The organism is Methylophilus sp. DW102, assembly GCF_037076555.1.
GTDB lineage: Bacteria > Pseudomonadota > Gammaproteobacteria > Burkholderiales > Methylophilaceae > Methylophilus > Methylophilus glucosoxydans.
In genome coordinates this window covers 1,334,529-1,348,678 of sequence record NZ_AP029023.1, presented here as the reverse complement: position 1 = coordinate 1,348,678, position 14,150 = coordinate 1,334,529, and the positions used below count along the sequence as shown (strand labels likewise).

Genomic DNA, 14,150 nt, shown 5'->3' with positions numbered 1-14,150 from the left:
TCGTTTGATTTTAATGCGAGTTATACCGCAAAACTGGTGCGAGAGCTGTGGGCACCGTGAGTTTGGCCATTTTTGCCATAGAACTGTGTGGCATTGGTTGCTTTGCCTTGAATCGCATCCAGCTTTTCCTGGTTGCGTTGAAAATGCTTGTTGATCAGGATGCCGTTGATGCGGTTAAGCTCTTTTGCCTGCGCCAGTTTTTTCTGGAACTCCATCCATGCAGTATCCATCACTTTGCCATGTCCTAACTCCAGCCATTTAGCCATGCCTTTTTCATTGGCTTCGAAGCCAGCAGCCGACAAGGCAGCGTAACGCTGTTTTGCGGCTTCACCCAGCGCCTGTAGTAACTCTACACGCTGATCAATAATCCGTTCTATGGTGTCCAGGTCAGCTTTGACCAAGGCTTTTTGTTCATTCTGCAAATCTTCAATGAGCGCTTCAACCAGATTGGCATCCGCTTCAAAACTGATCTCAGGGATAGCGTTGCGATTTGCAGTTGTCATAAACATCATCCTTTTTTCGAATGTATCAAGTCCTTAACGGTTTGCAATAAGCCGTCAGCCACTTTACCCGTGTCGACAGTAAAGTCTCCACGCGCAATAGCACTTTTAATTTCGTCCACTTTGTGAGTATCAAACACCTCTGACGAGGTGATCCCCGCTTCAATGGACTGCATCTGCACCGATGCCGCGGACAATGTCACATTGTCTTTGCTGGCTGGCGTTGCCGATGTGCTTGTTTTTTCGGTACTTTTGCTGCTGGTACCTTTATCTAATACTGGTTTATCTACACCAATCCCAAGTTTCTTGATCGAATCTGAAATATTCATGCTATCCCTCTGCCTTGATGTCTGAGTTTGTCGGGTGACTAAACCCTCATTGATTAACAGTTCTATCGGCATAGTTTAAGCGAACTTTAGTTGTTAATATAGTTTTTATCTCAAGATTCTGATCGAGAAGTATTTTTTCATGTTTGTCGTGGTGAGTCTGCCTAATATCTTACATCGACTTTTCCACTCGACAGTGCAACCCCTTTAATCACCTGGCCGCTACTGACCTTGACATCCACCACCTGCCCTGCATTGGCTGTTTGCAGTGCAGTCCCATCGGCACTGACCACAAATCCTTCGCCACGGCTATTTAACTGTACAGTCTGACCCTGCATGATCACAGGTCTGGACTTGAGCAGCTCTGGGCGCAACACCGTGCCCAGCGGCATATTCAAGGCGGCTTGTTTGCCTTCGAGCATGGACAAGTCCGTGATAATGCCAGCCGGTAGCTTGCTTAAATCCCCTGATTGCAACACCACATCGTTCGGGCTAAGTAGTGCACCCTGACTGACTGGCACTGCCGTCACTGCATATTCAGCCCACACTTGCACGTCTGCCTGCACATACAGCGTCCACAACTTGGTCTCGGCTTGCAGGCAACGTACACCTATATGTGTTTTACCCCACAACCGTGAGCCTGGTACGGTAAATCCTTCCATCATGTCGCAGGCAGCAATACGAACACGGCTGTCTAGTGGCTGAATGTCGACATTGACTTTGCCTGGATAACCTTGCGTCTGGCTCTGCACATATTGCACAGCGGTTTGATACACGCGGCTGTGCATGTCTGCGACCGCCGGCTCAGCGACACGCTGATTGGCCAGCGTGGCGGTTGTCGCCGTACGGTCAGCTGCGTGCAATAAATGACTGAAGAACCCGGTCAGGGCAATCAGCATCGCACAAAAAATTGTAAGCAGACGAGGTTTCATGAGCATTCATTCTACGCACAACCGCTGGCGCTAAATGCTCAAATAAAGGGGATTTACCGCATTTAATTCAGAAATTGTTCATAAACGTGCGGCGTACACTAGGCATAGCTAGTAAAAGTGACTCGAGCAATAAGAGGTAACGAGTTATCAGGATTAACGGCCGTGTCTGGCAAACCTTTAGGATATTTTTGAATAAAGGTGTTTTGGCGACGAGGCTACAACAATCGCTAACCAAAGATTAAAGCCAGAGATTCAGGCAAGTGAAAGGAATCAATGATGATCAACAAATTAGACGCCGCACTGAATTTTCATCAGACGGCATTGCGTGTACGCAATGAACGTCAAGAGCTGTTGGCATCCAATATCGCGAATGCGGATACACCGCAATACAAGGCACGCGATATCGACTTTAAAGCCGCCATGCAGGCCGCCATGCATCCAGCCAGTAGCACGGGTACATCGACAGGTGGTTTGCAAAAAACCGACTCGGGCCACATGCAAGGTCAGCCGAATCAAGGCTACGCAGGCCCGGGTGATCCATTGTTCCGTACGGTGACGCAAGCCTCTGTAGACGGCAATACGGTAGACATGGATGCAGAACGTAATGCCTATGTCGATAACGGCATCCGTTATGAAGCAAGCTTAACCATGATCACCGGACAGATCAAAAAAATGCTGACCGCAATCAATGGCCAGTAATTGAGTAAGGAGTACTGACATGTCTTTGTTTAATGTATTCAAGATTTCCGGCTCTGCGATGAGCGCACAATCCATGCGTCTGAATACCGTAGCCAGCAACCTGGCCAACGCGGACAGCGTGGTCAGCTCTGACGGCAAACCCTATCAGGCCAAACAGGTCGTGTTCAAGGCCGTGCAAGATGCGGCGAATCAAAACGCCAGCACGGTTGCGGTTGACGGCGTGATTGAAGATAACCGCCCCGGCAAAGTGGTCTACGACCCCAAACACCCGATGGCCAACAGTGAAGGCTATATCACCATGCCTAACGTCAACGTTACTGAAGAGATGGTGAATATGATCTCTGCCTCCCGAGCTTATCAAAACAACGTGGAAACCATGAATGCGGCCAAGACCATGTTGCTTAAAACACTCAATATTGGTCAATAACCTGCAGAAAGGAATCTCATATGACCACGGTGAATACTAACAATCAGGTCCCTCAAGACTTGCTCAATACAGTGAACAATCGCTCATCAAGTACAACCAGTACCGATGATGCCCAAGATAGGTTCATGAAGCTTCTGGTGACGCAAATGAAAAACCAGGACCCGCTCAACCCGATGGACAATGCTCAGGTGACTAGCCAGATGGCGCAACTGAACACGGTAACCGGGATCAACAAACTGAATGACTCCATGACCAGCCTCATCAACAACGTGCAGATGGGCCAGTCCTACCAGGCGACCAGCATGATAGGCCGCAATATATTGTCTGCCGGCAATACCATGGAGCTGGGCGAAAAAGGCGCACTGTTCGGTGTCAACATCCCGAACGGAGCCGACAACCTGACCGTCACCATTAAAAATGGCGCAGGCACCGTCATTCAAACACTGACGCTAGGCAAGCAGGCCACCGGCATCAATGCCCTGTCCTGGGATGGAAAAGACGCGAGCGGCCAACCGGCACCGACTGGCACTTATACCTTTGAAACGACCGCAACACTGGGGGATGCAAAAACAACCAGCACCGCATTAAGCCTGGCCCAGGTGCAAAGTGTTTCACAAATGAACGGCTCGTCCAGACTGAATTTGAGTACAGGCAAGGACGTGGCACTGGCCGATGTTCTGGAAGTATTCTAAAGCCCCACAGAATGTAATCTTACGCAAGGAGAAATAGCATGAGTTTTCAACAAGGTCTTAGCGGTTTAAATGCCACCTCTCAACAATTGTCTGTGATTGGCAACAACGTCGCCAACGCCAACACTGTGGGTTTTAAGCAATCAACCTCCAAATTTTCTGATGTGTATGCCGCCTCATTGAACGGCGGGGGTGCCACACAAATCGGGATTGGTACCAAGCTGGCCAAGGTCTCGCAAGAGTTCACTCAAGGCAACATCACCAATACCAACAATACACTGGATGTAGCTATCAATGGCAATGGCTTTTTCATTATGAGCCAGAACGGTGTCGTCACCTACACGCGTAACGGCCAGTTTGAGATGGATAAAGATGGTTATATTGTGAATAGTGAAGGCAAACGCCTGAGAGGCAACAGTGCTGACAACCTGGAAGGCTCCTCGCCAGTAGATATTCAAATTAACACCAGCGACCTGCCCCCAAAAACATCCACCCAGGTCACCGGCAAGCTCAATCTGAACTCGGATAGTCCAGTCATCGATCAATCGGTTAAACCATTTAACCCTTCTGATGCCACTACCTACACCAACTCGACTTCGATTACCGTGTATGATGCCTTGGGCAATAGCCATACGGTGCAGAATTACTTTGTCAAAACCGCTGCAAACACCTGGCAAACATATACCACTGCTGACGGCAGTGTGGTCCCACCGAAAGCGAATGCTTCAGATCCATATACAGCAACGGGCACGATTAAATTCACGACCTCTGGCGCGTATGATACTGCCAACTCTACAGCCCTGAATGTCAGCTTTACACCTTCAAGCGGTGCAGCTGCCGTCAACCTCAAACTGGATTACACCGCCAGTACGCAATATGGCTCTGGCTTCAGTGTGAACAAGTTAGCCCAGGACGGCTACACCTCTGGCCGGATTGCCAACTTCAGCATCGGTAGCGACGGCATTATTGTGGGACGTTACAGTAATGGTCAATCACAGGCGCTGGGCCGTGTGGTTTTGGCCAACTTTGTCAACCCTAACGGCTTGCGCTCGCTGGGCGGCAATCAGTGGCAATCCTCGTTCGATTCAGGCGAAGCCTTGATTGGCGCACCAGGCAGCAGCACGCTGGGGGTATTGCAATCTTCTGCAGTGGAAGACTCCAACGTCGACCTGACTGCAGAACTGGTGAACATGATTATGGCGCAGCGTGTTTACCAGGCCAACTCACAAACCATCAAAACGCAAGACCAGGTGCTGCAAACACTGGTGAACATGCGTTAATTGAGTCGTTAAACGCTGAATGTTGACTGATTGAAGGAGTCGCAATGGACCGTCTGATTTATACCGCCATGACCGGCGCCAAACATATCCTGGAGCAACAGGCTACCACTGCACACAACCTGGCCAACGCAACGACAACAGGCTTCAAAGCGCAGATAGACAGCTTCCGGGCGGTGCCCATTTTAGGAGATGGCCTGCCAACCCGCGCCTTTGTGGTTGACGCCACCATGGGTACCAATTATGCCGCAGGCAGCATTCAGCAAACCGGACGTGATCTGGACATTGCCGTGCAAGGCGAAGGCTGGATTGCCGTCCAGCGCGCCGATGGCTCTGAGGGCTATACGCGTAACGGTTCACTCAAGATTAACCAGAATGGGCAGTTGCAAACCGAATCCGGCTTGAATGTGATGGGCGATGGTGGTCCGATCAGCATTCCACCGGATGTCTCGGTGACGATTGCCAAGGACGGCACGGTCTCCAGCGTGAACAATCTGACGGCGCCCGGTGCAACCAATATTATCGGCCGTATCAAACTGGCAAACCCGCCAGAATCCAGTCTGAAACGGGCTGCAGATGGCTTGTTTGTGACTTCGAATGGACAACCGGCACCGGCAGATGCCAATGTCACGGTGGTCGGTGGTGCATTGGAAAGTAGTAACGTGAATGTCGTCGATACCATGGTCAACATGATCAGCTTGGCGCGCCAGTTTGAGATGCAAATGAAAATGCTTGATAACGCCCAAAACAACGCCGGAAAAGCTGATCAACTCTTTGGTTTGAATGGCTAAGGCCAGGACTAAGATGACACTATGAACATGGCTCAATGCCCAAGGAGTGAACGATGATACGCTCATTATGGATTTCCAAAACCGGTCTGGATGCACAGCAAATGCAGATGGACGTGATTTCAAACAACCTGGCCAACGTCAGTACCAGTGGCTTTAAAAAATCGCGTGCCGTATTTGAAGACCTGTTATACCAAAACCTGCGCCAGGTCGGCGCCCAGACTTCTCAGCAAAGTCAGTCACCCAGCGGCTTGCAGTTGGGTACCGGGGTCAAACCGGTCGCGACTGAGCGTATTTTCACCCAAGGCAACTTGCAGCAAACAGGTAACGACAAGGATGTCGCGATCCAGGGCCAAGGCTTCTTCCAGATTTTGCTGCCAGATGGCACCACCGCTTATACCCGTGACGGCTCTTTCCAGGTTGACAGCCAGGGCCAGCTGGTCACCGCTAGCGGCTATCCTGTACAACCGGCAATCAGTATTCCGGCCAACGCGCAAAGCCTGACCATAGGCCGTGATGGCGTGGTCTCGATCACTACTCCAGGTTCTACCGCCACTACACAGATTGGACAGATCCAGCTGGCAACATTTATTAACCCGGCTGGCTTGCAGGGCAAAGGCGAAAACCTGTATGTCGAAACCACGGCCTCTGGTAACCCTGGTGTGAACACACCGGGCACTAATGGCGCGGGGCTGTTGAATTCTGGCTATGTTGAAACGTCCAACGTCAATGTGGTGGAAGAACTGGTTAGCATGATTCAGACGCAGCGCGCCTATGAAATTAATAGCAAAGCAATCACGACCTCGGATCAGATGCTGCAAAAACTAGCGCAGCTTTAATCCCTGGTTGAGGGGCATTCAAATGATGAATAGAACGATCATGAGCTTATTACTTTGTCTGGCATTCTCCCAATTACTGAATGGCTGTTCCATCACGCCGTCTACGATTGTTCAAAAGCCTGAAACACCGCGCGTTGCAGCGGCCCGCCCGGATACGCGCAGCGAAGGGGCTATTTTTAACAGCGGCGCCTACCGTCCACTGTTTGAGGATCGTCGTCCACGCTATGTCGGCGACATGGTCACCGTGCTGATTACAGAGAACACCACCGCCAACAAAGCCACTGACAATGAACAAACCAAAGACGGTGCAACTACGGCTGGCGTCACCGGTTTATTTGGTCACAACGTGCCTAAAGCTTCATTCAATGCCAGCTCTGCCCTCTCCTTCAAAGACAAGGCGACTGCGGATGCCAGCAACACCTTTAGCGGCTCTGTCACGGCAACCGTGGTCGATGTTCTGCCCAATGGCTATCTCGTGATCAGCGGCGAAAAACAGATCGGCTTTGACAAAGGCACAGAGTATGTGCGCTTCTCTGGCGTGGTCAACCCGGACATGATTACCATTGGTAACCAGGTGGTCTCTACCAAGGTGGCTGATGCGCGTATCGAATACCGCACCAATAGCAAAATGGATGCGGCAGAAGTGCTATCGATGTTTTCCCGCTTCTTTCTTAGCATGATTCCGTTGTAAGGGGCACACATGATGAAACAAACACGCCCCCGCAACGCACGCACCCTGTTACGGTCTTTTTATGACTACAGAAAAGAACTGTTATGCATGCTGTTATTGCTCAGCGTGACCATCGTCAACACCGATAATGCCCACGCAGAACGGATCAAAGACATCAGCAACATCCAGGGCGTGCGTAGCAACCAGTTAATTGGCTATGGTCTGGTCGTCGGTCTCGATGGCACTGGTGACATGACAGTACAAACCCCGTTTACCGTCCAAAGTATCATCAGCATGATGAACCAGCTCGGTGTGACAATTCCACCCGGGACCAACCTGATGCTGAAAAATATTGCCGCCGTCATGGTCACCAGTGCCCTGCCCCCTTTTGCGCAACCAGGACAAACACTGGATGTGACCGTTTCCTCCATGGGCAACGCCAAAAGCTTGCGGGGGGGTACCTTGCTGATGACACCGCTCAAAGGTGCAGATGGCCAGATTTATGCCATGGCGCAGGGTAACCTGGTGGTCGGCGGGGTCGGCGCTTCAGCCAATGGCAGCCAGGCCCAGATTAACCATCTGAGCGTGGGCCGGATTTCTGAAGGGGCGACCGTAGAACGCGCGTTGCCAAATACCCTGCTCAGTCAGGATATTGTTAAGCTTGAGCTTAAAGAAAGTGACTTTTCAACCGCCAATAACGTCGTGGAAGCCATCAATAAAAAGTTTGGCCCGATGACTGCGCAAGCCGAGAGCGGCCGCGTGATCCAGGTTCGGCCACCTGAAAGCATGAGCCGTGTCTCATTTTTGGCCAATCTCGAAACCATTAATGTCGCGCTGGCGGCAACGCCTGCCAAAATTATTCTTAATGCACGCACCGGCTCCGTGGTCATGAACAAGGCCGTGACACTGGATAGTTGCGCCGTCTCGCATGGCAACCTGTCAGTGGTCATCAATACCTCACCGGTCATCAGCCAGCCTGGCCCATTCTCTAACGGCCAAACGGTGTCTACTGCAGTGTCTGAGATCAATATCAACAAAGAGCCTGGCAAAGTGCTCAAGCTCAACAATGGGGCCAACCTGGCAGATGTGGTCAAAGCACTCAACGCCATTGGCACGACGCCGCAGGACTTGCTGGCAATTCTGCAGGCCATGAAAGCGGCCGGTGCATTGAATGCCGAGCTTGAGGTGATTTAAACGGGAGGCGCTCATGCAACCACGTGTCGATCCAAATAGCCTGGCCATAGACGGCAGTGCGCTGAATAGTCTCAAGCGAGCTAAAAATGACTCGCCTGAAACCATTCGTGCAGTGGCACGTCAGTTTGAAGGTATTTTGATGAACATGATGCTCAAAAGCATGCGCGACACCGTCCCGCAAGAAGGCTTTGCCGATAACGAACAAAGCAAAATGTTTACCGGCATGCTTGATCAACAATTGAGTACCCATTTGAGCCAGAAAGGCCTGGGGCTCACTGATGTGTTGGTCAGGCAATTGAGTAAACTCAACGGACATCCCGTGGATACCAACACACCCGCAAGCGGTAACGAATCGGGCAAGGCAAATAAAGCCACTGACAAAGTCAGCAGTGCAACGGTGCAGAGCGCAGCCCCCACCTATGCCCAAGCCGTGCTGGCACAAGCAACACAAAAAATCCGTGAAGCGTATCAACAATGGGAAGCTGCTGATACTCAGTCCACAGCGCCAGCCAGCGATACCGCCTGGGCACGTGGCATCCCGGAATTGCCGCCTTTGATTGAAGAAACACAAGCCAATGTGCAAGGCTTTACCCTGCCCCAGGCGCCGTTGGCGACCGCGATGCGTGAAGTCGCTGGCAAAACCCAGCAATTCATTCAAAGCATGCTGCCACATGCGCAGGCAGCCAGTAACGCATCTGGCATTCCGGCCAAATTCATGATCGGCCAGGCTGCACTGGAAAGCGGCTGGGGTAAACATGAAATTAAAACAGAGAATGGCGTCAACAGCCATAACCTGTTCGGCATCAAGGCTGATGCCAGCTGGAAAGGCAAAGTCGTCAGTAGTACCACCACCGAGTACGTGAATGGCGTCAAGCAAACCAAAGTGGAAAAATTTCGGGCCTACGACAGCTACAGTGACGCATTCAAGGATTACGCCAAAATGATTTCGCAAAATCCGCGCTATCAACAAGCCATGAATAACACGCATGATGCCAGCGCTTATGCCCATGCGCTGCAGCGTGCAGGCTATGCGACTGATCCGCAATATGGCAAAAAACTGACGCAAGTGATTAATCATTTGCGAAGTTGAAATTAAAGTATTTGAAAACATTGCCGTTAGGCAACTTAATCGTGATGTTGATGACCGTTTTTAAGCGTTCATCCATCCGCTTGCCCGAAAGGTCTATAGCATATGAATGTATTAAACGTTGGGAAAAGTGCGCTGACCGTCGCTCAGCTAGGCATTGCAACCACGGGACATAACATTGCCAATGCATCCACGCCTGGATACAACAGGCAGTCCATTGTTCAAAAGGCGGCAGCCGCACAAAGTTTTGGTAACGGTTATCTTGGTCAAGGTGCCGAGGTTGGGACCATCGTACGTTCCTACGATGACGTGCTGGCCAAACAAGTGATTAATACAACCAGTAACCAAAGTTCAAGCTCGGTATATTTACAAGGCATTAATGAAGTCAATAGCCTGCTGTCTGATGACAAAGCCGGCGTGAGCGCGGTGATGACCAACTTTTTCAGATCTGTCAGCGCAGCGGCTGCGAACCCTTCGGATATTGCCACCCGGCAAACGGTCATTTCCAATGCGCAATCCTTGGTGAGCCGCTTTACCGCAGTCAATTCGCGTCTGGATGAAATGCGTTCCAATATCAATACGCAAGTTTCAACCAGTGTGGCAACCATTAACAGCTATGCCAGCTCTATTGCGGATCTGAATGAAAAAATCAAGCAAGCGTTTAGTTCAACTGGTAATCCGCCCAATGACCTGATGGACCAGCGTGACTTGCTCGTCGCAAAAATCAGTGAACAGATCAAAACGACAGTCCTGCCACAGCAAGATAACACTTACAACGTTTCCATCGGCAATGGCATCCCGATTGTACTGGGCAATCAATCCCAAGACCTGTATGCGGTACCCAATGACACTGATAGCACCCGACTTGAAGTCGGTTATGGTGCTTCTGGCTCGCCTAAACCCATAAGCGGCTCTCTGACGGGCGGCGCATTGGGCGGCGCATTGCAATTCAGGGATGAAACGCTAGACACGGTACAAAACCAGCTGGGACAACTGGCGATTACCTTTGCCACGGCGTTTAACAACCAGCACAAACAGGGCACAGACCTGACCGGTACCGTTGGCCAGAATATGTTTAATATTGCTGGTCCGGTCGCGATCAGTAACCGTAATAATACTGACCAGAGCAAACAGGCGTCTGTCGCGATCACGGACCCTTCACAACTGACCAGCAGTAACTACACCCTGGAGTATGTGAATGGTCAGTACAATATCACGCGCCAAAATGATAAGTACGTCTGGACAAATGTGACCTTGCCATTCAATCAGGATGGCATCACCATTAACACGAATACCAGTTCACCGACCAATGGCGACTCTTACCTGATTAAGCCTACCCAGTATGCTGCCAGCGGATTGACCCTGGCGGTAACGGATGTGGAAAAGCTGGCATTGGCCGACAACCCTTCTAAAGGGGAAAGCGACAACACCAATGCGCTAAAACTGGCTGATTTACAGAATCAGAACTTCGTCAGGGTGAATGCCAGCTCTACCAACAGAACCTTTGCACAGGCTTATGCCCTCACCACCAGTGCGGTGGGGATTAAAGCCAACCAGATGAGCATCATTAACCAGGCCGACAAAACTGCGCTGGATAATGCCACCTCGGCCATGCAGTCACAATCAGGGGTCAACCTGGATGAAGAGGCTGCCAACCTGCTACGCTATCAGCAAGCCTATCAAGCGGCAGGCAAAATGATGCAAATCGCCAGTAATATGTTCGATACCCTGCTAAGTCTGGGCAGATAAATTCAGAACTGGGTAAATCACATCGAGTAAGGATGTCACTATGAGATTAAGTACAAATACGATCTATGCCAATGGCACCAACCGCCTCATGGGCCTACAAAGTGACGTGAATGATCTGAATGAAAAAATTTCTTCAGGCAAGAAAGTCCGCTCGCCAGCGGATGACCCGGTTGCCTCTGCCAGGATTATCGAGATCAACAATAACAAGAGCATGAAGGACACTTTTGCCGAGACGCGAAAAACGGCCAGCAGCATGCTCGAAAACTATGAAACCAATTTATCGTCCGTGACTGACTTGGTGTTGAATATCAAGAGTTCACTGACGGCCGCGGGTAACGCCACCTATAACGATTCACAGCGCCAAAGTATTGCGACTGAGTTGCAAGGCCGCCTGGATAGCCTGATCAGTCTGGCCAACGCCAAAGACTCCATGGGTAACTTTATCTACTCAGGATTTACTACAGATAAGGCGGCATTTACCAGTGCGGGTGTTTTCCAGGGGGAGACCTCGCGCATGAATTTGCAGATTGATGATAACCGGACCATGCCGACCACGTTTACCGGTGATAGCGTGTTCAATGCCAACGGCAATAACTTATTTGCCAACATGCAACAGGCAATTACGTTGCTCAATACACCGATTACTGATGCAACATCCCGCACCAACTTCACCAATGGCCTGGCAACTGCTCTGCAGAATACAGACAAATCCCTGGACAGCATTCTTGATACCAGAGCGCAAATTGGTAGCCAACTCAACGAAATCCAGATTCTGGATGACACAGGCGATGATATATCCCTGCAATACTCTAAGGTACTTTCCGACTTGCAAGACCTGGACTACACGCAAGCACTGTCTGACCTGGCTAAAAAGAATACCATTATGGAAGCCGCTCAGAAGTCGTTTGTTTCGACCTCTAAACTGTCACTGTTCCAGTTTATTTAATTCAGACCGGTATCACACTGATTTTTAGCCGATCGCTTACCAGCGATCGGCTTTTTCATGGATCAATCCAAACAATACGTCTAAAGCGCGATTGGTAAATCAGTGAGACTAATGCAGCACTTGCAGCATGTATTGCTGCGCATCGATCATCCAGTCCTCGACCGGATGAATCAGAGAAGGTAATCCGAGCAAAATCATGATAAACCCGACCGCGATGGTGATTGGAAAGCCCATGGCAAACAGGTTGAGTTGAGGGGCGGCTTTGGTTAATACGCCCAGCGCCATGTTGGTAATCAGCAGACTGGCAATCACGGGCAAAGACATCAGCAAGCCTTGCGAGAAAATATGACCTCCAATGCTTGCAATCGCCTGGCTATTCAGTTGCCAGTGCGTCATGCCTATCGGCATGGTTTCAAAACTCTGCATCATCACTGCAATGACAATCAAGTGCCCGTCCAGGCTCATAAACACCATCAAGGTCAGCATGGTCAGCATCTGGGCGACGGCGATGGTTTGCCCTTCGGTATGCGGGTCATAAAAGCTGGCAAAGCCCAGCCCCATGCTCATCCCCATCATAAAGCCAGCCAGCTCGACGGCAGTGAACATGAGCCGCATGACAAAGCCCATGCTGATGCCGATCAAAAACTGTGCAAGTAATGAGAACAAGCCTTGCCATGACAGCACGGCAATATTAGGCACCTGGATGCCAGGCACCAGTGCCAGCGTAATGATAAAGCCGATTGTGAGTTTAATGCGGTTGGGAATGGAGGGATGACTGAACAACGGCACCACGGCAATGCAGCCGAGGATACGTGTCAGCGGCCAGAGAAACTGTACCACCCACTGCTGCAGGTCTGAGTCATGAATCGTCAGCATGTGGCGAGGCAGCCGTCGTTAATTGACCAGCTGTGGAATCATGGTGAAGATATGGTGCATGTAGTCCACCAGCGTCATCAGCATCCAGTGCCCGGCCAATAGCAAGATCGCCATCACCCCTACCAGCTTGGGGATAAAAGACAAGGTCTGCTCGTTGATTTGTGTGGCCGCCTGAAAAATACTAACCACCAGACCAATGATCAGCGCAGTGCCCAATACCGGCGCTGCCACCAGCAAGGTGGTCTGCATGGCTTCACTGCCCAAGGTCAGGACTTGTTCTGGACTCATACAATACTCCAAAAAGAAACGAGTTAGAGGACAAAGCTTTGCGCCAAAGACCCCAGGATCAATTGCCAGCCGTCTACCAGCACAAACAGCATCAGCTTGAAAGGCAAAGAGACCACGGCCGGTGACATCATCATCATGCCCATGGCCATCAAGATACTGGCCACCACCATATCAATAATCAGAAACGGGATATAAATGGCAAAACCAATCTGAAACGCCGTTTTCAGCTCACTGGTCATAAATGCAGGCACCAGAATTCTGAGCGGGACTTCTTCTGGTGTATTGATGGACTCGCTATGGGCCATATTGGCAAACATGGCCAGGTCGGTCTCGCGCGTTTGCTTGAGCATAAAGGCTTTCAGTGGCAACACGCCCCGCTGCAAGGCCTCTTGCATTGTAATTTTGTTTTCAGAAAGCGGCTGGTAAGCATCGCTGTAAATTTTGTCGAACACCGGCCCCATGACAAAAAAGGTGATAAACAAGGCCAGACCAATCAACACCTGATTAGAAGGCGCAGACTGTGTCCCCAGCGCCTGACGCAATAGCGACAGCACAATCACAATGCGCGTAAAACCGGTCATCATCAGCAATGCGGCTGGAATAAACGTGAGCGCGGTGAGCAGGATCAGGGTTTGCAGGCTCAGCGTGTAATCCTGGCCGCCCCCTGGTGCCGGCGTCACTGTGCCTATCGGCAAGCCTTCTGCCGCCAGCGTGCCTGTGGACCATAGCCATAACAGCGCCACTGGCAGCACGAATTGCAAAGACTTGAGGATGGAATGTAAACGCATGCAACTATACCCGTCACTTGCTTGCGCGCACAAAAGCACGCAAGACCTAAAATAAGTTAGGGTTAGTCTACGCTG

17 protein-coding genes are annotated in these 14,150 nt (G+C 50.7%); 11 read left to right on the top strand and 6 right to left on the bottom strand.

Annotated elements, in window-relative coordinates; translation table 11 throughout:
- Window positions 1-20: 20 nt before the first annotated feature.
- The 3 genes from AACH41_RS06165 to flgA all read right to left on the bottom strand — a co-directional run bounded on the left by AACH41_RS06165 (window position 21) and on the right by flgA (window position 1,758).
- Window positions 21-503 carry a flagellar protein FlgN gene (locus tag AACH41_RS06165; RefSeq protein ID WP_194746909.1) on the bottom strand — a complete coding sequence of 161 codons (483 nt, stop codon included), beginning with the start codon at window positions 501-503 and terminating at the stop codon, window positions 21-23.
- A gap of 5 nt (window positions 504-508) precedes the next feature.
- Window positions 509-829 (bottom strand): flagellar biosynthesis anti-sigma factor FlgM, encoded by a 321-nt coding sequence (gene flgM / locus AACH41_RS06160; protein ID WP_194746910.1) that lies wholly within the window; start codon window positions 827-829, stop codon window positions 509-511.
- Between the two features lie 161 nt (window positions 830-990).
- Window positions 991-1,758 carry a flagellar basal body P-ring formation chaperone FlgA gene (flgA, locus tag AACH41_RS06155; protein WP_194746911.1) on the bottom strand — a complete coding sequence of 256 codons (768 nt, stop codon included), beginning with the start codon at window positions 1,756-1,758 and terminating at the stop codon, window positions 991-993.
- Window positions 1,759-2,034: 276 nt separating this feature from the next.
- Here flgA and flgB point away from each other — a divergent pair, with 276 nt between their 5' ends.
- The 11 genes from flgB (at window position 2,035) to flgL (ending at window position 12,123) form a co-directional block, all read left to right on the top strand.
- On the top strand, window positions 2,035-2,457 hold the full coding sequence (flgB, locus tag AACH41_RS06150) for a flagellar basal body rod protein FlgB (RefSeq protein WP_194746912.1): 423 nt from the start codon (window positions 2,035-2,037) through the stop codon (window positions 2,455-2,457).
- A gap of 19 nt (window positions 2,458-2,476) precedes the next feature.
- Complete coding sequence (gene flgC, locus AACH41_RS06145; RefSeq protein ID WP_194746913.1) at window positions 2,477-2,884, top strand: flagellar basal body rod protein FlgC; 408 nt, start codon at window positions 2,477-2,479, stop codon at window positions 2,882-2,884.
- Window positions 2,885-2,904: 20 nt separating this feature from the next.
- The gene (locus AACH41_RS06140) at window positions 2,905-3,576 is read left to right on the top strand and encodes a flagellar hook assembly protein FlgD (RefSeq protein WP_194746914.1); all 672 of its coding nucleotides are present in this window, start codon (window positions 2,905-2,907) and stop codon (window positions 3,574-3,576) included.
- A gap of 38 nt (window positions 3,577-3,614) precedes the next feature.
- Window positions 3,615-4,853: a flagellar hook protein FlgE gene (gene flgE / locus AACH41_RS06135; protein WP_194746915.1), complete on the top strand. Its 1,239-nt coding sequence runs from the start codon at window positions 3,615-3,617 to the stop codon at window positions 4,851-4,853.
- A gap of 44 nt (window positions 4,854-4,897) precedes the next feature.
- The gene (gene flgF / locus AACH41_RS06130) at window positions 4,898-5,641 is read left to right on the top strand and encodes a flagellar basal-body rod protein FlgF (RefSeq protein WP_194746916.1); all 744 of its coding nucleotides are present in this window, start codon (window positions 4,898-4,900) and stop codon (window positions 5,639-5,641) included.
- Between the two features lie 53 nt (window positions 5,642-5,694).
- On the top strand, window positions 5,695-6,477 hold the full coding sequence (gene flgG / locus AACH41_RS06125; protein ID WP_194746917.1) for a flagellar basal-body rod protein FlgG: 783 nt from the start codon (window positions 5,695-5,697) through the stop codon (window positions 6,475-6,477).
- A 40-nt stretch (window positions 6,478-6,517) separates the two neighbouring features.
- Window positions 6,518-7,168 carry a flagellar basal body L-ring protein FlgH gene (locus tag AACH41_RS06120; protein ID WP_194746918.1) on the top strand — a complete coding sequence of 217 codons (651 nt, stop codon included), beginning with the start codon at window positions 6,518-6,520 and terminating at the stop codon, window positions 7,166-7,168.
- 87 nt (window positions 7,169-7,255) lie between these two features.
- Entirely contained in the window at window positions 7,256-8,341 is a 1,086-nt protein-coding gene (locus AACH41_RS06115) for a flagellar basal body P-ring protein FlgI (RefSeq protein WP_194747497.1), read from the top strand.
- Window positions 8,342-8,354: 13 nt separating this feature from the next.
- A complete protein-coding gene (gene flgJ / locus AACH41_RS06110; protein WP_194746919.1) occupies window positions 8,355-9,431 on the top strand; it encodes a flagellar assembly peptidoglycan hydrolase FlgJ in 1,077 nt (358 codons plus the stop codon).
- A gap of 102 nt (window positions 9,432-9,533) precedes the next feature.
- Window positions 9,534-11,177 (top strand): flagellar hook-associated protein FlgK, encoded by a 1,644-nt coding sequence (gene flgK, locus AACH41_RS06105; protein WP_194746920.1) that lies wholly within the window; start codon window positions 9,534-9,536, stop codon window positions 11,175-11,177.
- 40 nt (window positions 11,178-11,217) lie between these two features.
- Window positions 11,218-12,123: a flagellar hook-associated protein FlgL gene (flgL, locus tag AACH41_RS06100; protein WP_194746921.1), complete on the top strand. Its 906-nt coding sequence runs from the start codon at window positions 11,218-11,220 to the stop codon at window positions 12,121-12,123.
- Window positions 12,124-12,231: 108 nt separating this feature from the next.
- Here flgL and fliR read toward each other — a convergent pair whose 3' ends face one another.
- From fliR to fliP, 3 genes are read right to left on the bottom strand one after another with little or no spacing between them, the layout of a single operon-like run.
- Window positions 12,232-12,999 (bottom strand): flagellar biosynthetic protein FliR, encoded by a 768-nt coding sequence (gene fliR, locus AACH41_RS06095; RefSeq protein WP_194746922.1) that lies wholly within the window; start codon window positions 12,997-12,999, stop codon window positions 12,232-12,234.
- An 18-nt stretch (window positions 13,000-13,017) separates the two neighbouring features.
- Window positions 13,018-13,287, bottom strand: a complete 270-nt coding sequence (gene fliQ, locus AACH41_RS06090) for a flagellar biosynthesis protein FliQ (protein ID WP_194746923.1) — start codon at window positions 13,285-13,287, stop codon at window positions 13,018-13,020.
- A 23-nt stretch (window positions 13,288-13,310) separates the two neighbouring features.
- On the bottom strand, window positions 13,311-14,075 hold the full coding sequence (gene fliP / locus AACH41_RS06085) for a flagellar type III secretion system pore protein FliP (protein WP_338657462.1): 765 nt from the start codon (window positions 14,073-14,075) through the stop codon (window positions 13,311-13,313).
- Window positions 14,076-14,150: the final 75 nt, after the last annotated feature.

Coding starts and splice junctions, on each gene's coding strand:
- AACH41_RS06165 (WP_194746909.1), bottom strand. CDS start 503: ATGACAACTGCAAATCGCAACGCTATCCCTGAGATCAGTTTTGAAGCG.
- flgM (WP_194746910.1), bottom strand. CDS start 829: ATGAATATTTCAGATTCGATCAAGAAACTTGGGATTGGTGTAGATAAA.
- flgA (WP_194746911.1), bottom strand. CDS start 1,758: ATGAAACCTCGTCTGCTTACAATTTTTTGTGCGATGCTGATTGCCCTG.
- flgB (WP_194746912.1), top strand. CDS start 2,035: ATGATCAACAAATTAGACGCCGCACTGAATTTTCATCAGACGGCATTG.
- flgC (WP_194746913.1), top strand. CDS start 2,477: ATGTCTTTGTTTAATGTATTCAAGATTTCCGGCTCTGCGATGAGCGCA.
- AACH41_RS06140 (WP_194746914.1), top strand. CDS start 2,905: ATGACCACGGTGAATACTAACAATCAGGTCCCTCAAGACTTGCTCAAT.
- flgE (WP_194746915.1), top strand. CDS start 3,615: ATGAGTTTTCAACAAGGTCTTAGCGGTTTAAATGCCACCTCTCAACAA.
- flgF (WP_194746916.1), top strand. CDS start 4,898: ATGGACCGTCTGATTTATACCGCCATGACCGGCGCCAAACATATCCTG.
- flgG (WP_194746917.1), top strand. CDS start 5,695: ATGATACGCTCATTATGGATTTCCAAAACCGGTCTGGATGCACAGCAA.
- AACH41_RS06120 (WP_194746918.1), top strand. CDS start 6,518: ATGAGCTTATTACTTTGTCTGGCATTCTCCCAATTACTGAATGGCTGT.
- AACH41_RS06115 (WP_194747497.1), top strand. CDS start 7,256: ATGCTGTTATTGCTCAGCGTGACCATCGTCAACACCGATAATGCCCAC.
- flgJ (WP_194746919.1), top strand. CDS start 8,355: ATGCAACCACGTGTCGATCCAAATAGCCTGGCCATAGACGGCAGTGCG.
- flgK (WP_194746920.1), top strand. CDS start 9,534: ATGAATGTATTAAACGTTGGGAAAAGTGCGCTGACCGTCGCTCAGCTA.
- flgL (WP_194746921.1), top strand. CDS start 11,218: ATGAGATTAAGTACAAATACGATCTATGCCAATGGCACCAACCGCCTC.
- fliR (WP_194746922.1), bottom strand. CDS start 12,999: ATGCTGACGATTCATGACTCAGACCTGCAGCAGTGGGTGGTACAGTTT.
- fliQ (WP_194746923.1), bottom strand. CDS start 13,287: ATGAGTCCAGAACAAGTCCTGACCTTGGGCAGTGAAGCCATGCAGACC.
- fliP (WP_338657462.1), bottom strand. CDS start 14,075: ATGCGTTTACATTCCATCCTCAAGTCTTTGCAATTCGTGCTGCCAGTG.